Source organism: Pseudomonas sp. S2_A02 (genome assembly GCF_054668495.1).
The window spans coordinates 5,626,631-5,645,173 of the sequence record NZ_CP162776.1 but is presented as its reverse complement, the minus strand read 5'-3'; the positions used below and the strand labels follow the sequence as shown (position 1 = coordinate 5,645,173).

Annotated in this window: 18 protein-coding genes, 1 rRNA gene and 1 pseudogene; 14 read left to right on the top strand and 6 right to left on the bottom strand. The window is 58.3% G+C overall.

The annotated features are described in order from the left end of the window. Window positions 1–73 precede the first annotated feature (73 nt). Window positions 74–1,612, bottom strand: a 16S ribosomal RNA gene (locus AB4O41_RS25790). A 670-nt stretch (window positions 1,613–2,282) separates the two neighbouring features. Here AB4O41_RS25790 and rhtA point away from each other — a divergent pair. The 4 genes from rhtA (at window position 2,283) to AB4O41_RS25770 (ending at window position 5,082) form a co-directional block, all read left to right on the top strand. Next, window positions 2,283–3,170 (top strand): threonine/homoserine exporter RhtA, encoded by an 888-nt coding sequence (gene rhtA, locus AB4O41_RS25785; protein WP_460145211.1) that lies wholly within the window; start codon window positions 2,283–2,285, stop codon window positions 3,168–3,170. Window positions 3,171–3,339: 169 nt separating this feature from the next. Beyond that, complete coding sequence (locus AB4O41_RS25780; RefSeq protein WP_030132257.1) at window positions 3,340–3,621, top strand: hypothetical protein; 282 nt, start codon at window positions 3,340–3,342, stop codon at window positions 3,619–3,621. Between the two features lie 99 nt (window positions 3,622–3,720). Continuing rightward, on the top strand, window positions 3,721–4,449 hold the full coding sequence (locus AB4O41_RS25775; RefSeq protein WP_460145210.1) for an SDR family oxidoreductase: 729 nt from the start codon (window positions 3,721–3,723) through the stop codon (window positions 4,447–4,449). Between the two features lie 36 nt (window positions 4,450–4,485). Further along, on the top strand, window positions 4,486–5,082 hold the full coding sequence (locus AB4O41_RS25770) for a 2-hydroxychromene-2-carboxylate isomerase (RefSeq protein ID WP_460145209.1): 597 nt from the start codon (window positions 4,486–4,488) through the stop codon (window positions 5,080–5,082). A 58-nt stretch (window positions 5,083–5,140) separates the two neighbouring features. Here AB4O41_RS25770 and AB4O41_RS25765 read toward each other — a convergent pair whose 3' ends face one another. The 4 genes from AB4O41_RS25765 to AB4O41_RS25750 form a co-directional block, all read right to left on the bottom strand. Continuing rightward, window positions 5,141–6,949 (bottom strand): aminopeptidase P family protein, encoded by a 1,809-nt coding sequence (locus tag AB4O41_RS25765; protein ID WP_460145208.1) that lies wholly within the window; start codon window positions 6,947–6,949, stop codon window positions 5,141–5,143. A gap of 55 nt (window positions 6,950–7,004) precedes the next feature. Continuing rightward, window positions 7,005–8,171, bottom strand: coding sequence for an aminotransferase class V-fold PLP-dependent enzyme (locus tag AB4O41_RS25760; RefSeq protein WP_460145207.1), 1,167 nt, complete (start codon window positions 8,169–8,171; stop codon window positions 7,005–7,007). Between the two features lie 205 nt (window positions 8,172–8,376). Continuing rightward, window positions 8,377–8,991: a LysE family translocator gene (locus AB4O41_RS25755; RefSeq protein ID WP_460145206.1), complete on the bottom strand. Its 615-nt coding sequence runs from the start codon at window positions 8,989–8,991 to the stop codon at window positions 8,377–8,379. 100 nt (window positions 8,992–9,091) lie between these two features. Then, window positions 9,092–9,361 carry a hypothetical protein gene (locus AB4O41_RS25750; protein ID WP_460145205.1) on the bottom strand — a complete coding sequence of 90 codons (270 nt, stop codon included), beginning with the start codon at window positions 9,359–9,361 and terminating at the stop codon, window positions 9,092–9,094. A gap of 390 nt (window positions 9,362–9,751) precedes the next feature. Here AB4O41_RS25750 and msuE point away from each other — a divergent pair, with 390 nt between their 5' ends. From msuE to AB4O41_RS25730, 4 genes and pseudogenes are all read left to right on the top strand, one after another. Beyond that, window positions 9,752–10,315 carry an FMN reductase gene (gene msuE / locus AB4O41_RS25745; protein WP_460145204.1) on the top strand — a complete coding sequence of 188 codons (564 nt, stop codon included), beginning with the start codon at window positions 9,752–9,754 and terminating at the stop codon, window positions 10,313–10,315. 10 nt (window positions 10,316–10,325) lie between these two features. After that, window positions 10,326–11,472, top strand: a pseudogene (gene ssuD / locus AB4O41_RS25740) (FMNH2-dependent alkanesulfonate monooxygenase). Between the two features lie 142 nt (window positions 11,473–11,614). Continuing rightward, the gene (locus tag AB4O41_RS25735) at window positions 11,615–12,802 is read left to right on the top strand and encodes an acyl-CoA dehydrogenase family protein (RefSeq protein ID WP_460145203.1); all 1,188 of its coding nucleotides are present in this window, start codon (window positions 11,615–11,617) and stop codon (window positions 12,800–12,802) included. Window positions 12,803–12,825: 23 nt separating this feature from the next. Then, window positions 12,826–13,929 (top strand): sigma-54 interaction domain-containing protein, encoded by a 1,104-nt coding sequence (locus AB4O41_RS25730; protein ID WP_460145202.1) that lies wholly within the window; start codon window positions 12,826–12,828, stop codon window positions 13,927–13,929. Here the strand turns inward: AB4O41_RS25730 and AB4O41_RS25725 are convergent. Beyond that, complete coding sequence (locus AB4O41_RS25725; protein ID WP_460145201.1) at window positions 13,926–14,291, bottom strand: antibiotic biosynthesis monooxygenase; 366 nt, start codon at window positions 14,289–14,291, stop codon at window positions 13,926–13,928. The two genes, AB4O41_RS25730 and AB4O41_RS25725, sit on opposite strands and share 4 nt — an antisense overlap. Window positions 14,292–14,385: 94 nt before the next feature. On the opposite strand from AB4O41_RS25725, the gene soxR reads away from it, so the two are divergent. From soxR to AB4O41_RS25695, 6 genes are all read left to right on the top strand, one after another. Then, on the top strand, window positions 14,386–14,853 hold the full coding sequence (gene soxR / locus AB4O41_RS25720) for a redox-sensitive transcriptional activator SoxR (RefSeq protein ID WP_460145200.1): 468 nt from the start codon (window positions 14,386–14,388) through the stop codon (window positions 14,851–14,853). A gap of 247 nt (window positions 14,854–15,100) precedes the next feature. Continuing rightward, complete coding sequence (locus AB4O41_RS25715) at window positions 15,101–15,559, top strand: VOC family protein (protein WP_192344136.1); 459 nt, start codon at window positions 15,101–15,103, stop codon at window positions 15,557–15,559. A gap of 329 nt (window positions 15,560–15,888) precedes the next feature. Beyond that, window positions 15,889–17,094, top strand: coding sequence for a PepSY-associated TM helix domain-containing protein (locus AB4O41_RS25710; RefSeq protein WP_460145199.1), 1,206 nt, complete (start codon window positions 15,889–15,891; stop codon window positions 17,092–17,094). Continuing rightward, a complete protein-coding gene (locus AB4O41_RS25705) occupies window positions 17,091–17,633 on the top strand; it encodes a thiamine pyrophosphate-binding protein (RefSeq protein ID WP_460145198.1) in 543 nt (180 codons plus the stop codon). The genes AB4O41_RS25710 and AB4O41_RS25705 overlap by 4 nt, the downstream gene beginning before the upstream one ends. Next, window positions 17,630–17,950, top strand: coding sequence for a hypothetical protein (locus AB4O41_RS25700; protein WP_460145197.1), 321 nt, complete (start codon window positions 17,630–17,632; stop codon window positions 17,948–17,950). Before AB4O41_RS25705 ends, AB4O41_RS25700 begins: the two co-directional genes overlap by 4 nt. A gap of 8 nt (window positions 17,951–17,958) precedes the next feature. Further along, window positions 17,959–18,534 (top strand): DUF6162 family protein, encoded by a 576-nt coding sequence (locus tag AB4O41_RS25695; RefSeq protein WP_460145196.1) that lies wholly within the window; start codon window positions 17,959–17,961, stop codon window positions 18,532–18,534. Window positions 18,535–18,543 lie beyond the last annotated feature (9 nt).

Sequence of the window (18,543 nt, the reverse complement as noted above, 5' to 3'; positions counted from 1 at the left end):
TGCTTCTTTATCGTCTTCTTCAATGAATCAAGCAATTCGTGTGGGAACTTATGGAACAGCTGATGTCGTCGATTAAGGAGGTGATCCAGCCGCAGGTTCCCCTACGGCTACCTTGTTACGACTTCACCCCAGTCATGAATCACACCGTGGTAACCGTCCTCCCGAAGGTTAGACTAGCTACTTCTGGTGCAACCCACTCCCATGGTGTGACGGGCGGTGTGTACAAGGCCCGGGAACGTATTCACCGCGACATTCTGATTCGCGATTACTAGCGATTCCGACTTCACGCAGTCGAGTTGCAGACTGCGATCCGGACTACGATCGGTTTTCTGGGATTAGCTCCACCTCGCGGCTTGGCAACCCTCTGTACCGACCATTGTAGCACGTGTGTAGCCCAGGCCGTAAGGGCCATGATGACTTGACGTCATCCCCACCTTCCTCCGGTTTGTCACCGGCAGTCTCCTTAGAGTGCCCACCATGACGTGCTGGTAACTAAGGACAAGGGTTGCGCTCGTTACGGGACTTAACCCAACATCTCACGACACGAGCTGACGACAGCCATGCAGCACCTGTCTCAATGTTCCCGAAGGCACCAATCCATCTCTGGAAAGTTCATTGGATGTCAAGGCCTGGTAAGGTTCTTCGCGTTGCTTCGAATTAAACCACATGCTCCACCGCTTGTGCGGGCCCCCGTCAATTCATTTGAGTTTTAACCTTGCGGCCGTACTCCCCAGGCGGTCAACTTAATGCGTTAGCTGCGCCACTAAGAGCTCAAGGCTCCCAACGGCTAGTTGACATCGTTTACGGCGTGGACTACCAGGGTATCTAATCCTGTTTGCTCCCCACGCTTTCGCACCTCAGTGTCAGTATCAGTCCAGGTGGTCGCCTTCGCCACTGGTGTTCCTTCCTATATCTACGCATTTCACCGCTACACAGGAAATTCCACCACCCTCTACCATACTCTAGCTCGTCAGTTTTGAATGCAGTTCCCAGGTTGAGCCCGGGGATTTCACATCCAACTTAACGAACCACCTACGCGCGCTTTACGCCCAGTAATTCCGATTAACGCTTGCACCCTCTGTATTACCGCGGCTGCTGGCACAGAGTTAGCCGGTGCTTATTCTGTCGGTAACGTCAAAACAATTACGTATTAGGTAACTGCCCTTCCTCCCAACTTAAAGTGCTTTACAATCCGAAGACCTTCTTCACACACGCGGCATGGCTGGATCAGGCTTTCGCCCATTGTCCAATATTCCCCACTGCTGCCTCCCGTAGGAGTCTGGACCGTGTCTCAGTTCCAGTGTGACTGATCATCCTCTCAGACCAGTTACGGATCGTCGCCTTGGTGAGCCATTACCTCACCAACTAGCTAATCCGACCTAGGCTCATCTGATAGCGCAAGGCCCGAAGGTCCCCTGCTTTCTCCCGTAGGACGTATGCGGTATTAGCGTCCGTTTCCGAGCGTTATCCCCCACTACCAGGCAGATTCCTAGGCATTACTCACCCGTCCGCCGCTCGCCACCAGGTACAAGTACCCGTGCTGCCGCTCGACTTGCATGTGTTAGGCCTGCCGCCAGCGTTCAATCTGAGCCATGATCAAACTCTTCAGTTCAAACATCTTTGGGTTTTTAAGAAACCCTAAACTTGGCTCAGCAATCGTTGGTTACATCTTTGATTTCTCGCGGAGTAACTTGTGATGCTGATAATCTTGTTGACTATCAGTCTGACTCCACAAGCACCCACACGAATTGCTTGATTCAGTTGTTAAAGAGCGGTTGGTTAAGATCTTTCGTCTCAACCGAGGCGCGCATTCTACAGCAGCCTCTGTTGCTGTCAAGCGGTTATTTTCAGAAGTTTTCAAGGTTTTCCTTAACAACTTCAACCACTTGCGCTTCCGATCTCTCGTTAGCGGGAGGCGAATTCTACAGCGTTAATCGCTGCTGTCAACACCTCTTTTTCTCCGCTTTCGACCGAGAAGATCGAACCGTCAATAAGGCGAAAACACACGGCCTTACCAACTCCTTCTGGCTTCGATGAACTGAAGCGTAACCGCTGTCGAAAACTGTATAACTCTTTGTTTACCAAGGAGTTTTCCGTTTCGACTGCGCCGGAAGTGGGGCGAATTATAGACTTCCAGAATCTGCCGTCAACCCCTGATTTGATTTTTCTATCAGGATGTTCAAAATCCCTGCTTATATATAGACGTGCCCGCAACGAATGCGCAGTATATTGCCCAACACATACAATAATACTTTCGCTGCCACTTCGGACGATGCCACGCAATGAATGATCACCCCCGTAGCCTTGCCTCGACTCTGTTCTCGGTTGGCCTGCTCTTGATAGCCATGGCATCCATCCAGTCCGGAGCTTCCCTGGCCAAAAGCATGTTCCCGGTTATCGGTGCTCAAGGAACGACCACCCTGCGACTGATCTTTGCCAGTGTGATCATGCTGCTGCTATTGCGCCCATGGCGAGCGAAGCTCACCGCAAAATCCCTGCGCACCGTTATTGTCTACGGAATGGCGTTGGGCGGCATGAACTTCCTCTTCTATATGTCCTTGCGCACTGTTCCTCTGGGTATCGCCGTAGCCCTGGAGTTCACCGGCCCATTGGCAGTCGCAATTTATGCTTCACGTCGGGCGATCGACTTTCTATGGATCGCTCTGGCAGCCTTGGGTTTACTGCTATTGATTCCAACAGGCGCCACAAGCGCAAACATCGATCTGGTCGGCGCAGGTTATGCCCTCGGTGCTGGTGTCTGCTGGGCGCTGTACATTCTGTTCGGCCAGAAGGCCGGTGCTGATAATGGGGTGCAGACCGCTGCGTTGGGCGTGATGATTGCCGCCCTGTTCGTGGCTCCCATCGGCATTGTCCACGCTGGCGCCGCGTTACTGACACCCTCGTTGATTCCCGTGGCCATCGCCGTCGCCATTCTGTCCACCGCCCTGCCCTATACCCTGGAGATGGTCGCCCTCACACGGATTCCAGCCCGGACCTTCGGTACGTTGATGAGCATCGAACCTGCGATCGGCGCGCTGTCCGGCCTGTTGTTCCTCCAGGAATACCTTTCCCTGTCACAGTGGATGGCTATCCTGTGCATCATACTGGCTTCCGTCGGCGCGACCATGACCATGGGGAGTACCGCCAAGCCTGCGGTCGCCGCGGATTGAAACGAGATTTGACGAAGGTCTGGTATTTGCCGCTCAATTAGGCCATGTTTAGGCTACGTAACTCAGTGTCAGACATGGATTTTTTCAGATAGGGATATCAGAACGCTTCACGCAAAAGCGAATGCAGGCAGACCCAGGCGTAGATCCGGGGCCGCTATTAAGGACAGCAATGAAACGAATTTTGATACTGATCGCCGTACTTGCAATTGCGGGCTGCGCGGCAACCTCGAAACCCCAGATGAAACACGGCAAGAAAGGACTGCATATCAACTGTTCGGGGCTCTCGTCTTCGTGGGACAAGTGCTACACCAGTGCCGCCAATTCGTGCGCGCCCAAGGGTTACAAGGTCATCGCCAAGTCAGGTGATGCGGTGGAAGAACCCGGTGACTATCCGTTCGGCCTCAACCCTGCCGGCTATACCAGTCGCAGCATGATCGTCATCTGCAAGTAACCCTCCCCTTTCTATCGGGCTTGCGTAGCCCGATAGTCGCTTCGCCCCGATGCTGCTAACGTTCGTCAGTCAATGACCGTTCAGCATAGGGCGATATCCATGACTAACAAGAAAATCGTATTGGTCGTCGGCGCAGGCGATGCCACCGGCGGCGCCATCGCCAAACGTTTTGCCCGTGAAGGTTATGTCGCCTGCGTCACACGTCGCAGCGCAGACAAACTCCAGCCACTGGTAGAGTCCATCACAGCCAGTGGGGGCGAGGCTCACGGTTTTGCCTGCGATGCGCGCAATGAAGAAGACGTGATAGCGCTCATCGAGCAGATCGAAACCGAGATCGGCCCCATCGAAGCGTTCGTCTTCAATATCGGCGCCAATGTGCCGTGCAGCATCCTCGAAGAAACCGCTCGCAAGTATTTCAAGATTTGGGAAATGGCCTGCTTCTCAGGGTTTCTCAACGCCCGTGAAGTGGCCAAGCGCATGGTCACTCGCCAACGGGGCACGATCCTGTTCACTGGCGCCACTGCTGGTCTGCGCGGTGCCGCGGGTTTCGCCGCCTTCGCCGGGGCCAAGCACGGGATTCGCGCCTTGGCGCAAAGCATGGCCCGCGAACTGGGACCGATGAACATCCATGTCGCCCACGTCGTAGTTGATGGCGCCATCGACACCGACTTTATCCGCGACAACTTTCCGGAAAAATACGCGACCAAGAATCAGGACGGCATCCTCAATCCCGAGCACATCGCCGACAACTATTGGTACCTGCACAGCCAGCCACGGGACGCCTGGACCTTCGAACTGGATCTGCGCCCCTGGAACGAACGCTGGTAAGCCCTCCCCTACAACAATAAGAAGAGCACATCGACCATGAGCAAAACCGTGGAGTTCTTTTTCGACCTCGGCAGCCCCGCCACTTATCTGGCCTATACCCAACTGCCGAAGATCTGCAAACAGACCGATAGTCAGCTGATCTACAGACCGATGCTGCTGGGTGGTGTCTTCAAAGCTACCGGTAATGCTTCCCCCATCACCGTACCGGCCAAGGGTCGCTACATGTTTCAGGACCTGGACCGCTATGCCAAACGCTACGGCGTACCGCTGAAGTTCAACCCGAACTTCCCGATCAATACCCTGATGCTGATGCGCGCTGTCACGGGTATGCAACTGCGTCATCCCGAACGCTTTCAGGCGTTTATCGATTGCCTGTTTCACGCCCTTTGGGTTGAAGGACGCAGCCTCGATGATCCAGCGACCGTCGCCGCCGTGTTGGCGCAAAATGGTTTCGATCCAAACGAGGTGCTGGCGCTAATCGCCGATGAGACCGTCAAAGCAGCTCTCAAGGACAACACCGAGGAAGCGGTGCAACGCGGTGTATTCGGTGCGCCGAGCATGTTTGTCGGTGATCAGCTGTTCTTCGGCCAGGATCGGCTGGACTTCGTCCTTGAAGCCCTACTTGCGCAATAACCAGCGCCTGCCTATGACCTGAGCCAGACGCTGGAAACAGCGCCTGGACTCAAACCGCTCAAATAGCCGCGGTTCGGGTGTTCAACCACTCAAGGGCCGCGCCATCGAGCAATGGGCTCAAGCGTTCACGCACCTCGGCGTGATAACCGTTGAACCACTGCTTCTCATCTTCGGTCAGCAGCGACGGTTCCAGGCAACGAGTGTCGATCGGGCACAGGGTCAGGGTTTCGAATTTCAGGAACTCACCGAATTCGCTCTTGCCTGCTTCACGATTCAATACCAGGTTCTCGATCCGCACACCCCAGCGCCCCGGACGGTAAGTGCCCGGTTCAATAGACGTGATCATGCCTGGCTGCATCGCTGTTTGCGGTGCCGCCGCGGCCTGATAGGCGATGACTTGCGGGCCTTCGTGAACATTGAGGAAATAGCCGACGCCGTGACCGGTGCCGTGGCCGTAGTCGACGCTTTCGGCCCAGATCGGTGCGCGAGCAATAGCGTCCAGCAACGGTGACAGAATGCCTCGTGGGAACTGTGCACGAGAGAGTGCAATCACGCCTTTGAGCACGCGGGTGCAATCGCGCTTCTGCTCGTCAGTCGGCGTACCCACCGGCACCATTCGGGTGATGTCGGTGGTACCGCCCAGGTATTGGCCGCCGGAGTCGATCAGCAACAGGCCGTTACCCTCGATCACCGCGTGTTCTTCTTCGGTGGCGTGGTAGTGCGGCATGGCGCCATTAGCGTTAAACGCGGCAATGGTGTTGAAGCTCAGCGACACATATTCCGGGCGGCGGGTCCGCGCCGCGGTCAGGTGTTCGTCGATGGTCAGTTCGGTGATGCGCTCACGCCCCAAGGCCACTTCCAGCCAGGCGAAGAATTCGCACAGTGCCGCGCCGTCCTGCTCCATAGCCCGACGAATGTGCTCGGCATCGGCCAGGCTTTTCTGCGACTTGGCCAGAGTGGTCGGGTTCAGGCCTTCGAGCAGTTTCACGCCGCTGTCCAGGTTATCCAACAGACCAGCCGTGACCCGCGCCGGATCGACTTGCAGGCTCTCGCCGCTCGGCACGGCGCGCAAGGCGGCGGTTACTTCGCTGTAAAAGCGCAGGGTCACGCCGTCCTGTTCGAGAATGGCGCGCAGCTCCGCGCTCACTTTGCTCAGGGCGACGAACAAGGTGGCCTGCTGCTGGCTGATCAGGGCGAAGGACACGAACACCGGGTTGAACGACACATCGCCGCCGCGCAGGTTGAACAGCCAGGCGATGTCATCGAGGGTGGCGATGAAATGCCAGTCGGCACCGCGCTCTTTCAGTACCTCACGCAGTTTGGCGAGTTTTTCGCCACGGCTGACCGTCGCCTGAGGCGGCAAGTGTTGGTAGATCGGCTCGTTCGGCAGACTCGGACGATCACTCCAGACTTCACTCAGCAGATCGATATCGGTGCGCAGACGTGCACCGCGCTCTTCGAGTTTGCTGCTCAAAGTACGCGCGGAGGCCACGGCCATCACCGCGCCGTCGACTGCAACGACACCACCTTCAGGGGTTTGCTCGGCCAGCCAATCAAGCGGGCCGGGTTGACCCGGTTGCAGCTTGACCAGTTCGATGCCGCTGCCCTTGAGCTCCTTGCTCGCTTGTTCCCAATAGCGGCTATCGGCCCAGACGCCGGCAAAATCCGGTGTAACGATCAGCGTGCCCACCGAGCCATGAAAACCCGATAGCCACTGCCGTCCCTGCCAATAGCCCGGCAGGTATTCCGACAGGTGCGGGTCGGCCGACGGCACCAGCAGAGCATGAATGCCCTCCCGGCTCATCAGCTCGCGGGTTTGCGCCAGGCGCTGGGGTACCAATCCATTGGTCAAAGGCTGTGTACTCATCGTGTCTCCTGCTAACCGCTCATCATTATTATTCGGTGCCGATCGGAGTCGGCGCTTAAGGACCTGTCGCCCAGAATGCCGGAGCACTGGCGCAAGCTGCTTTAATCAGGTCTACCGCTTGATCGATATCCTGCTCGGTGGTGAAACGCCCCAGGCTCAAGCGAATGGTGCGACTGGCCGAGCGAGCGTCATGCCCCAAGGCCAGCAGCACATGGGACGGCGCATTGCTGGCGGAATTACAGGCCGAGGTCGCGGAAAACGCAATCGAGGCGCTCAACGCTGCGGAACTGAACTCGCCTTCGTTGAAAGTCAGGCTCAGGGTATGGGGAATGCGTTGGGTCGGACTGCCATTGAGGCGCACGCCGGGAATGCTCAGCAGCGGCTCGAGCAAGCGTTCACGCAGACGCGCGATGGTGGCTTTTTCTTCATCGAATGAGGTGGCCGCCAATGCGAAGGCTGCCCCCATTGCGGCAATCTGGTGCGTCGCCAGCGTGCCGGAACGCAACCCGCCCTCGTGACCGCCGCCGTGGATCTGCGCCTGCAGACGCTGCTGCGCACGAGGACCGACATACAGCGCGCCGATGCCTTTGGGACCGTAGACCTTGTGCGCCGAGAACGACATCAAATCCACCGGCCACCGGGCCAGATCGATCGCCACTTTTCCCGCGCCCTGGGCCGCATCAACGTGGAACAACGCATCGCGATCACGCACCACCTGGCCGATGGCCGGGATGTCGTTGACGGTGCCCAGTTCGTTATTGACCAGCATCAATGACACCAGAAAGGTGTCCTCACGCATCGCTTCGCTGACCGCTTGCGGGGTAATCAGGCCTTCAGCATCGGGCACCAGATACGTCACCGCAACGCCTGCATCCTGCAATTGTTTTGCAGTGTCGAGAATCGCTTTGTGTTCGATCTGGCTGGTGATGATGTGGCCGCCGGACACACCGCGGGCCTGGGCCACGCCCTTGAGGGCAAGGTTGTTGGATTCGGTGGCGCCGGAAGTCCAGACGATCTGCTCCGCCTGGGCGCTCACCAATTCGGCGACCTGGCGCCGTGCTTGCTCGACCGATTGCCGGGCCTGTTGGCCGAAAGCGTGGGAACTGGACGCTGGATTGCCGAAGTTACCTGTGAAACCCAGACACTCGACCATGACCTTGATGACCCGCTCATCCACCGGCGTGGTGGCGGCGTAGTCGAAATACAACGGACGTTTATTCATAAAAGACTCGCAGAGCGTGTTCCGGGATCAGGAAGCTCGTCACTGGAAGCTTCAAAGCGCCGCCTCATGAGCGACGCCGAATTTTCAGAACGACAGCAATACCTGATCGGAGGCCATTAAAGAAGAACAACTTCATTTAAAAGTGCGTAGGAACGCTCCTGAAGTCGAGCTTAACAGGCATCGGGGCACCGGATGAAGCAATGCGTCAGCTAAAACTTTCGAGCAATAACGGATACATCGAAGCCACCAACAATAAGGCCATACCCCAGTTGAACAGCCGCAACCAGCGGCGATCACGCAGCACATTGCGCAACAGCGTGCCGCAACCGGCCCACACCCCGACGCTTGGCAGGTTGATCAAGGCGAAGACTGCGGCAATCACAATCACATTGGTGAAATAGCCCTGCATCGGCGTGTAGGTGCTGATAGCACCGATGGCCATGATCCAGGCCTTGGGGTTGACCCATTGAAACGCTGCCGCACCCAAATAGCTGATCGGCCTGCCCTCGCCCTGTTCACCCTCGGTTACCGGCCCGGAATGAGCAATCTTCCACGCCAGGTACAGCAAATACGCCGCGCCGACATAGCGCAACACGGTGTAAAGCATTGGATAGGTTTGAAACACCGTGCCCAGGCCGAAACCGACGGCGACCACCAGTACGAAGAAGCCGCAGGTGATGCCCAGCATGTGCGGAATGGTGCGCTGAAAGCCGAAATTCACGCCAGAGGCCAGCAACATGGTGTTGTTCGGGCCGGGGGTGATCGAGGTGACAAGGGCAAACAAGGCAAAGCCCAGCAGCAGATCGAGCGAGAGTGTCATGGGGGCAGTCCATCAGGGTCAGTCAGGGATTGACCCTATCGCACGCGTTGAGGGAAACCCATGGACAGTTGCGTGAAAGTTCGAGCGGTACAGTTGCCGCTCAGCTTTGGCGGCCGTGCAGTTGTACTGCGCGTTCGGCGTTCATCTCGCCTTGTTTGTCGAAACTGAACGATTTTGCCGGCTGGCCGAGCAATTCGGCTTTCTTCGCGTGGTACTCGTCGAAGGACAAGCCACGACGATTCAGGGCCTCCAGCGCCAGTTCCCGGGTTTCTTCAGCGGTGTAGGGCCGCAATTCCGGTGAAACATGGCTGGCACATCCGGCGAGAACGGAGATGGCGAGCAGCAAGAAAGTGGCGAATAGAGATTTCATTTCGGGCGTCCGGATATCTGTGTTTGGGGCAATGAACACAGGCTACCCGTGCCGCTTGAAGGGGAGAAATCAACGCTCTCGATAGTCGCTATCGACTTTGGTAAGCGCCGACCTGATATTTCCTAATGATCTATAAATATTAATTTACGGTCTTTTACGGAATAACAGAGAGCCTTTATAAACAACTCCATCGCCTCACGCACTGTTGCCCACGCAACTGTTTGCGTGGCAACAGGCAATCAACAAACAGCCGGTCAAATCGAACAGCGCCTGCCAGCAATCGCGCTGAAAGCCACGGAAAACTGGGCTCCCACGGATTGGTACAGCTCTTGCTCAACTCCGGTGACTCATCACTGCTCGCTGAGCAACTGTTTAAAAAAGGAACTGATCATGTCGCGTCCATTGAAAGTCGTTGCCCTCTCCGGCGGTACCTGGCGTCCGTCTCGCACTTTGGTGTTGACCCAGGCGCTGTTGGCCGAACTGGCCGAGCAGTTGCCTATCGAAAGCAAGCTGATCGAACTGGGTGATATCGCCCGACCACTGGGCGTCGCGCTGTCGCGTCAGGAACTGAGCGCCGATATCGAAGCCGAGCTGCAAGCGATCGAAAGTGCTGACTTGCTGATCGTCGCCGCGCCGGTTTATCGCGGCTCCTACCCAGGCCTGCTCAAGCACCTGTTCGACCTGATCGACCTCAATGCGCTGATCGACACTCCGGTGTTGCTGGCCGCCACCGGTGGCAGCGAACGCCATGCGCTGGTGCTCGATCATCAGTTGCGGCCGCTGTTCAGTTTCTTCCAGGCCCTGACCTTGCCGATTGGCGTCTATGCCACCGAAGCCGACTTCTCCAATTACCAAATAACCAGTGAGCCTCTGAAGGCCCGCATTCGTCTTGCTGCAGAACGCGCGGCGCCGTTGTTCGGCGTACACCCCAAAAATCTGCTGAAAATCGCTTAAGGATCTCTTCATGAATGTTTTCTGGTTTCTGCCGACCCACGGCGACGGCCATTACCTGGGCACCACTCAAGGCGCGCGCCCGGTGACGCTCAACTATTTGAAACAAGTGGCCCAGGCCGCAGACAGTCTCGGCTACCACGGCGTGCTGATTCCTACCGGGCGTTCCTGCGAGGACTCGTGGGTGATCGCCTCAGCCCTGGTGCCACTGACCGAACGCCTGCGGTATCTGGTCGCGATTCGTCCGGGGATCATCTCGCCGACAGTCTCGGCACGGATGGCCGCGACCCTGGATCGGCTGTCTGGCGGCCGCTTGCTGATCAATGTGGTGACCGGCGGTGACCCGGATGAAAACCGTGGCGATGGCAGTTTTCTCGATCACAGCGAACGCTACGAAGTCACCGATGAATTCCTGAAGATCTGGCGCCGTGTACTGCAAGGCGAATCGGTGGATTTCGAAGGCAAACACCTGCGGGTGCAGAATGCCAAAGCGCTGTACCCACCGGTGCAGAAACCTTATCCACCACTGTATTTCGGTGGCTCGTCCGAGGCCGCTCATGACCTGGCTGCCGAGCAGGTCGACGTTTACCTGACGTGGGGCGAACCGCCTGCCGCCGTGGCTGAAAAACTCGCCGATGTTCGAGAGCGCGCGGCGCGAAACGGTCGTACGGTGAAGTTCGGGATTCGCCTGCATGTGATCGTGCGCGAGACGGCCGAAGAGGCCTGGAAAGCCGCGGACAAACTCATCGAGCACATCAGCGACGAAACCATTGCTGCCGCGCAAAAAGTCGTTCTCACGATTTGATTCCGAAGGCCAGCGACGTATGGCCGCGTTGCATGACGGCCGTCGCGACAACCTGGAAATTTCGCCCAACCTTTGGGCTGGCGTCGGTTTGGTACGCGGCGGTGCCGGAACGGCGCTGGTGGGTGACCCGCAGCAAGTGGCGGCGCGGATCAAGGAGTACGCGGATTTGGGGATCGAGAGTTTCATCTTCTCCGGCTACCCGCATCTCGAAGAGGCTTATCGCTTTGCCGAACTGGTGTTCCCGCTGCTGCCCGAGCCATATGCCAGCCTGGCCGGACGTGGCGTCACCAACCTCACCGGGCCGTTTGGCGAAATGATTGCCAATGATGTGCTGCCGGCTAAAGCGACGGCCTGAAAACCTCCCCTACTGATCGTTCCCATGCTCTGCGTGGGAATGCAGCCCGTGACGCTCCGCGTCACTGGACGCGGAGCGTCCCTAGAGGCATTCCCACGTAGAGCGTGGGAACGATCAGTCGCCAGAAAAAAGGAACCCTCGCGTGACTGCCAAGCCGATAAGCGCCCTGTTGTCCCCCTTGCAGACCGCCCGCCAGCTGGCCGCCGAATTTGCCCTGACCGCTGTCGAGCGCGATGAACGCGGTGGTACGCCGAAAGCCGAACGTGATGCCTTGCGCCACAGCGGCCTGCTCGCTTTAAGCATTCCCGTCCAGTACGGCGGCCTCGGCGCCAGCTGGAGCGAAACCCTGAACATCGTGCGCGAGTTCGCCAAGGTCGACAGTTCGATCGCTCACGTCTTCGGCTTTCATCATCTGATGCTCGCCACCGTGCGCCTGTTCGCCCGCCCCGAACAATGGCAACCGTGGTTTGAACAGACGGCGCGCAAGAACTGGTTCTGGGGCAACGCCCTCAACCCGTTGGACACCCGCACCGTGGTGAAAGACCTCGGAGGCTGGCGCGAGTTTTCCGGCAAAAAGAGCTTCTGCTCCGGCGCCAGCGACTCGGAAATGCTGATCGCCTCGGCCGTCGATGAAAGTGCCGGCGGCAAGCTGTTGATCGCCGCGATTCCCAGCGGGCGCAGCGGCATCACGCTGCACAACGACTGGAACAACATGGGTCAGCGCCAGACCGACAGCGGCAGCGCCACGTTTGAACGGGTGCGGGTCGAAGAGTCGGAACTACTGCTCGACCCCGGTCCGTTGAGCACGCCGTTCGCCTGCCTGCGCCCCTTGATTGCCCAGCTGACGTTCACCCATATGTTTCTTGGCATTGCCGAGGGCGCCTTTGAAGAAGCGCGGCAATACACCCTCACTGAGACCCGTCCTTGGCACAAGTCCAATGCTGCGGATGTGCGGCAGGATCCTTATGTGCTCGGCCATTACGGCGAATTCTGGGTGGCGCTGGAAGGTGTTCGATTGCTGGTGCAACGCGCCGCTGAGTTGCTCGACAAAGCCTGGGCCAAGGGCCCGACTCTGAGCGTCGAGGAACGCGGACATCTGGCCACCGCCATCGCCACCGCCAAGGTCGCAGCGACGCGCAATGGCCTGGAACTGTGTAGCCGTTTGTTCGAAGTGACCGGCGCCCGCTCGACTCACGCCTCACTGCGGCTGGACCGCCATTGGCGCAACTTGCGCACGCAAACCCTGCACGACCCGGTGGATTACAAACTCCATGAACTGGGTGACTGGGCACTGAACCAGTCCCTGCCGATCCCGACCTTCTATTCATAGCCTTCCACTCATGGAGCCTGCCCATGCAACTGCTGACCTTACCGCCTTCGCCCGCGTTGGCCACCTCAATTCGCGCCACGGCACAGGTGTTCGAAGACCCGAAATCCCAGGCCCTGCTCGCGCACTTGCAGCAAGTCGCGCCGAGTGAAGCCAGCGTGCTGATCATCGGTGAAACCGGCACCGGCAAGGAGCTGGTGGCGCGGCATATCCACAACCTCAGCGCCCGGCGCAACCGGCCGTTCGTGGCAGTGAACTGCGGTGCATTTTCCGAATCGCTGGTGGAAGCCGAGCTGTTCGGCCATGAAAAAGGCGCCTTCACCGGCGCGCTAAGCGCCAAGGCCGGCTGGTTTGAAGAGGCCGATGGCGGCACCTTGTTCCTCGACGAAATCGGCGATCTACCGATGGCGATTCAGGTGAAATTGCTGCGAGTGTTGCAGGAGCGCGAAGTGGTGCGCCTGGGTTCGCGCAAGAGCATTCCCATCGATGTGCGCGTACTGGCGGCGACCAACGTGCAACTGGAAAAAGCCATCAATGCCGGGCACTTTCGCGAGGATCTGTATTACCGCCTCGATGTGGTCAGCCTGGAACTGAGCCCGTTGCGCGAACGCCCCGGCGACATCCTGCCGCTGACCCGACATTTCGTCGAAGCCTACAGCCAGCGTTTGGGTTACGGCAGCATCACCATCAGTAAGGAGGCCGAACACAAACTGCGCAGCTACAGTTGGCCGGGCAACATCCGTGAACTGGAAAACGTCATTCACCACACGCTGTTGATCTGCCGCAATGGTGTGATCGAGCGCGATGACTTGCGCCTGTCGAACATGCGCATCGAACGTCAGGACGACTACCACGTCAGCGTCGACGACTCACCGGAAGCCTTGCTCGATCGGGCCTTTCAAAAGCTCTTCGAGGAACAGGCCGGCGCGCTGCACGAGAAAGTCGAAGATGCGCTGTTGCGGGCGGCTTACCGCTTCAGTCATTACAACCAGGTGCACACTGCTGCCCTGCTGGGGTTGAGCCGCAACGTAACCCGCACCCGGCTGATCAAGATCGGCGAACTGGCGGTGAATAAACGCCGACCCACGGAGAACGTACAGGGTGAGCGTTTGATGCAGTTGTCGATCTAGCCGATCAGCGTGCAGTGCAACGCGTTGTCGTGACTAAGCGCCAGGCTATGCAGCACCTGAAATGAGCCGAAGGTCACGGTTTTCGCCCGATGGGCGCGAATCAGCTGCCAGAAATCCTGCTCGCCGCTTTCGACGCTCTGAAAGGCGGCTTCTCCGGCTTCGCGGGAGTGCCATTGCAGGTAATTGAGCACTCGCCGGCCATCGTCGCTGGCCTGGATGCTGGCACTCAGAAAACCCGGGGAGCTCTGGGCCAGACGTTCAGTGTGTGCCGACAGTGCCGACACCAGCGCGGCTTGCTCACGGGGTTCAATCTCGAATTCGATCAGTTGGGTGAAGCTGCGATTTTTCGCTGGCGCGTGCATGAATAGTCCCCACTCACTGTAAGCCGGATCTTGCGATCCGAAGGCCTGCAGGGTAAAACCTCGAGCTAACTAGAGGTCAAGGAGCATTTTTTAAATGATCACCTCGCAAAACCTGCATAAAGAACTGACCGTCGGCCAAGTGGCCGCCCGCAGTGGCGTGGCGGTCACTGCGCTGCACTTCTATGAATCCAAAGGCCTGATCAAAAGCAATCGTAATCAAGGCAATCAGCGGCGTTATCCGCGGGAAGTGTTGCGCCGGGTGGCGCTGATCAAAGTGGCTCAGCGTTTGGGAATTCCGTTAGCGGAGATTGGCGAGGCGTTGAAATCCCTGCCGGATAACCATGCACCGACGGCGGCGGACTGGAAAGTGTTGTCGGCGCAGTGGAGCCGGGATCTGGATGAGCGGATCAATCAGCTGACCCTGCTGCGGGACAGGCTCAATGGGTGTATCGGGTGTGGATGTTTGTCGATGGAGGCGTGTCCGCTGCGTAACTTTGGAGATGTGTTGGGTGAGCAAGGCCCAGGGGCGCAGCTGCTTGAGTCGGGGGTTGATCGGAAATAGTGGCGTGGCTATCGCGAGCAGGCTCGCTCGCACGTTAGATCTGTTTTCAGACCCAATTGTCGTTCACGACACAAAACTACTGTGGGAGCGAGCCTGCTCGCGATGGCGTCCTGCCAGTCGATGGAGGTTTGGGAAGTAATCTGCTGCTCGTCGGGCACTCGGTTGCGGGAAAAGGGGCTGACCTATAGTTATTCGACCGGAAATCGGCGAAGGAACACCTTAACCCCACAACAAAAGGAGAACCGTCATGAGCGTAAAACCTATTCCAGAGGGTTATCACAGCATCACCCCTTATCTGGGCATTCAGAAAGCTGCCGAAGCCATCGACTTCTACAAGAAAGCCTTTGGCGCCACCGAAGTCATGCGCCTGGCCATGCCCGATGGCGGCATCGGTCACGCCGAGCTGCGTATCGGCGACTGCCCGATCATGCTTGGCACACCCTGCGACCAGGGTCCATTGAGCAACCCGGACAAATCGCCGTCCGTGGGGCTGCATCTGTATGTGAACGATGTAGACAAGTCCTTTAAACAAGCAATCGATGCCGGAGCCACGCAGGTGTCCGAGGTCAAGGATCAGTTTTATGGCGACCGTTCGGGGACTTTGAAGGATCCCTACGGGCATCTGTGGTTTCTGGCCACGCGCAAGGAGGATTTGACTCAGGAGCAGATCGAACAGCGGGCGAAGGAGATGTTTAAGCAGGGTTGAGATCTTCGTTGCCTGATCCGGCCCCATCGCGGGCAAGCCCGCTCCCACAGGGTTTACGCAATCCTTGTGGGAGCGGGCTTGCCCGCGATGGGGCCATCACATTCAACATCTTATGTTGATCCTCAGATCGCTTTTGCGAGCAAGCCCGCACAGGGCAGCAGAAACACGAAACATTTACTTTCATATCCCCTTTCGGGATTTCCGATGCTCATACGTCTTATTTAGATGCAGTCGGTCGCGTAGGCAAAAGCCACGGCCGGACTTTTCATGGAGCGCAACGCTGGGAAGCCCACGGCAGCGTTCCTCTCATCGAAACAAGACCTTTAATCATGTCGAAGAAATCCCGCTCAAAACTCTGGTTTCTGGTCCATAGCTGGCTGGCGCTGCCCATCTGGTTCTTTGTATTGATCGTCTGTGTGACCGGCACGCTGGCGGTGGTCAGTCAGGAGATCGTCTGGCTCGCCAATCCGCAAATGCGTGCCAGCCCGCCTTCGGACGATGCGCCGCGGCTCAATTATGACGAGATCATCGCCGCCATCAAAAAGGCCGAACCCCAGACGCTGGTCGAGGGTATCAGTCGCCCCGACGAGTCGCATTTCGCCCTCGACGTGGACGTCAGTTACCCGGACGGGCGCTCGGTGACGGTCTATGTGAACCCCTATAGCGGGGTGATTCAGGGCACCGCTCCACAATTCAATTTCAAGGCATTCACCCGCGCACTGCATGGCTGGTGGCTGGTGCCGTTCACCAACGGCTACAGCTGGGGCTGGTATCTGGTGTCGTTCCTCGCGCTGCCGATGCTGGCGTCGCTGGTGACCGGGCTGGTGGTCTACAAACGGTTCTGGAAAGGCTTTTTCCGACCGACCCTGCGCATTCGCCATGGCGCACGAATTTTCTGGGGCGACTTTCACCGGCTCAGCGGCATCTGGTCGATCTGGTTCATTGCGGTGATCTCGATCACTGGTGTCTGGTTCCTGATCAAGGCGATTCTGTTCGACAACCAGATTTCGATTACCACGGAACCTGTGGTGTCGGTCGTCTCGCGAGAAAGCGTGCCGCTGATCAGCACCGGAAAGCCGGCCCCGATGATCAATCTGGAACAAGCCATCAAGGTCGCTCAAGAGCAGATCCCCGGACTCGATGCCAGTTTCGTCACCCTGCCGAGCAATGCTTACAGCCATCTTTCGGTCGGCGGTCGCAGCTGGTATCCGCTGATGTTCCAGACGGCCGAGGTCAACCCGTATAACGGCGATATCGCCAGCACACGGTTGCTGAGCGACCGCACTGGTCTGGAATTCGTGACCGAGTCGATGCGTCCGTTGCACACCGGTGACTTTGGCGGGATCTGGATCAAGCTGATCTGGTTCTTCTTCGGTTTATTGCTGAGCATGATGATACTCAGCGGGTTGCTGATCTGGACCAAACGCACCGCCCTGGCCACCGCCAACGCATTCAAGCGCAGCAACAAGACCCCGCGCCCGGTGTCGAGACCGCAAACGGTCATGAACCAACAGACTCCGGAGGGCAACCTGTGAGCAAAGCGATCACTGCACCGCAGCCTTCCCGGGCGAGCCTGCTCTGGCGCAAATGGCGCTTCCACATCAACATTTTCTTGCTGCTGATCCCTTTGAGCTTCATGCCCAAATACTTTGCCGATGCCTCTCTGTTTCGCGGCGACAGCGGACTGGGGGAGCGGGAAATCGGCGAAATCCAGGTCGGTCCCTGGAGCCTGCAACTGGCCGAACTGCGCAACGAAGCGCCGCGATTGACTGGCCCCGCCGGCTACATGAAAGGCTTCAACATAGCGTTGTGCGAACGCTGTCGCGATCAGGTCAAGGCGACTTACCTGCGCATCGGCAAACCCCGCAGCCTGCGCGCGGCCGGGGCGATTTTCTTCGGTACGCCATACCGCATGGGCGCGATGCTGCCAGTGCCTGAAAAGACCAAAACCGACGCCGAGCTGTGGATCACCATGGAAGGCTGGGACGGCGCCATGCATCAAGCGTCCATCCCCCTGAGACAGGCATCCCCGGCCACTCTCGCATGGCTGAACAAACAAGGAGGCAAACCATGATCAGCGCTTTTCGCCCCGTTCTATTGATGTTCTGCGCCGCCTTCAGCCCCAGCGCCCTGGCCCATAACCCGATGTGTGAATGCAAAGCCATCGACGCCGAACAGATTCAATGCACAGGCGGTTTTTCCGACGGCAGCGGCGCACCGGGAGTGACCCTGGACGTGATCGGCTACGACGAAACCATTCTGGTGCCGGGCAAGCTCGGCGCCGATTCGACCCTGACATTCAAGAAGCCTGGCGCCGAGTTCTACGTGCTGTTCGACGCCGGTCCCGGCCATGTCGTCGAGATCGACCAAGCCGACATCGAGGCGCCCTGAACGTGAGCATGACCTCGCCCACCACCCAAGTTGTTCGCCCGGCCGGTGCCGGCCATGAAACCCTCTATGTGTTGCTGTTGTGCCTGATGATCCTGGCGGTTGCCGGTTCGGTAGTCGCCTGGCGTGGCGAGCCTCAGGAAGTAAGCAGCGTTGGCAGCCATCAACTGGATGCCCGCCGTGATCTGAGCGCATCCGAGCAAGGTATTTACGCCGACCTGCGGGTCACGCTGGATGAAATTCATCTGTTGCGTCAGGAACAGCAAGCACTGCCCACGCCCACCACCCTCGCCGATGAAGGCTTTGCGCCGTTTGCCCAGGACGCCAGTTCTGTCAGCCGCGGCGGCCATGCCTGGCAGTTACTGGACGCCAAGGCGTACTTCGGCCAGAGCCAGAGCCCAACCGTCGCCGGCTCGTTTTTGATGCGTTTGACCGCTGAAGACGACGCCGCGCCGGACATCTGGCTCAACCGCGGTAGCGCCCTCCCCGCTCCGAATGATCTCACCGAGGCTGCGCTCGAAAGTGCCGGCTGGCAGCAGATCGTCGCGCAATTCGATGCCGGCGTCACCCGCCAGCATCGGCATTGAACCCTCGCC

What these genes read in the sequence shown, in the direction of transcription:
- rhtA (WP_460145211.1), top strand. Translation starts at nt 2,283, where the DNA reads ATGAATGATCACCCCCGTAGCCTTGCCTCGACTCTGTTCTCGGTTGGC.
- AB4O41_RS25780 (WP_030132257.1), top strand. Translation starts at nt 3,340, where the DNA reads ATGAAACGAATTTTGATACTGATCGCCGTACTTGCAATTGCGGGCTGC.
- AB4O41_RS25775 (WP_460145210.1), top strand. Translation starts at nt 3,721, where the DNA reads ATGACTAACAAGAAAATCGTATTGGTCGTCGGCGCAGGCGATGCCACC.
- AB4O41_RS25770 (WP_460145209.1), top strand. Translation starts at nt 4,486, where the DNA reads ATGAGCAAAACCGTGGAGTTCTTTTTCGACCTCGGCAGCCCCGCCACT.
- AB4O41_RS25765 (WP_460145208.1), bottom strand. Translation starts at nt 6,949, where the DNA reads ATGAGTACACAGCCTTTGACCAATGGATTGGTACCCCAGCGCCTGGCG.
- AB4O41_RS25760 (WP_460145207.1), bottom strand. Translation starts at nt 8,171, where the DNA reads ATGAATAAACGTCCGTTGTATTTCGACTACGCCGCCACCACGCCGGTG.
- AB4O41_RS25755 (WP_460145206.1), bottom strand. Translation starts at nt 8,991, where the DNA reads ATGACACTCTCGCTCGATCTGCTGCTGGGCTTTGCCTTGTTTGCCCTT.
- AB4O41_RS25750 (WP_460145205.1), bottom strand. Translation starts at nt 9,361, where the DNA reads ATGAAATCTCTATTCGCCACTTTCTTGCTGCTCGCCATCTCCGTTCTC.
- msuE (WP_460145204.1), top strand. Translation starts at nt 9,752, where the DNA reads ATGTCGCGTCCATTGAAAGTCGTTGCCCTCTCCGGCGGTACCTGGCGT.
- AB4O41_RS25730 (WP_460145202.1), top strand. Translation starts at nt 12,826, where the DNA reads ATGCAACTGCTGACCTTACCGCCTTCGCCCGCGTTGGCCACCTCAATT.
- AB4O41_RS25725 (WP_460145201.1), bottom strand. Translation starts at nt 14,291, where the DNA reads ATGCACGCGCCAGCGAAAAATCGCAGCTTCACCCAACTGATCGAATTC.
- soxR (WP_460145200.1), top strand. Translation starts at nt 14,386, where the DNA reads ATGATCACCTCGCAAAACCTGCATAAAGAACTGACCGTCGGCCAAGTG.
- AB4O41_RS25715 (WP_192344136.1), top strand. Translation starts at nt 15,101, where the DNA reads ATGAGCGTAAAACCTATTCCAGAGGGTTATCACAGCATCACCCCTTAT.
- AB4O41_RS25710 (WP_460145199.1), top strand. Translation starts at nt 15,889, where the DNA reads ATGTCGAAGAAATCCCGCTCAAAACTCTGGTTTCTGGTCCATAGCTGG.
- AB4O41_RS25700 (WP_460145197.1), top strand. Translation starts at nt 17,630, where the DNA reads ATGATCAGCGCTTTTCGCCCCGTTCTATTGATGTTCTGCGCCGCCTTC.
- AB4O41_RS25695 (WP_460145196.1), top strand. Translation starts at nt 17,959, where the DNA reads ATGACCTCGCCCACCACCCAAGTTGTTCGCCCGGCCGGTGCCGGCCAT.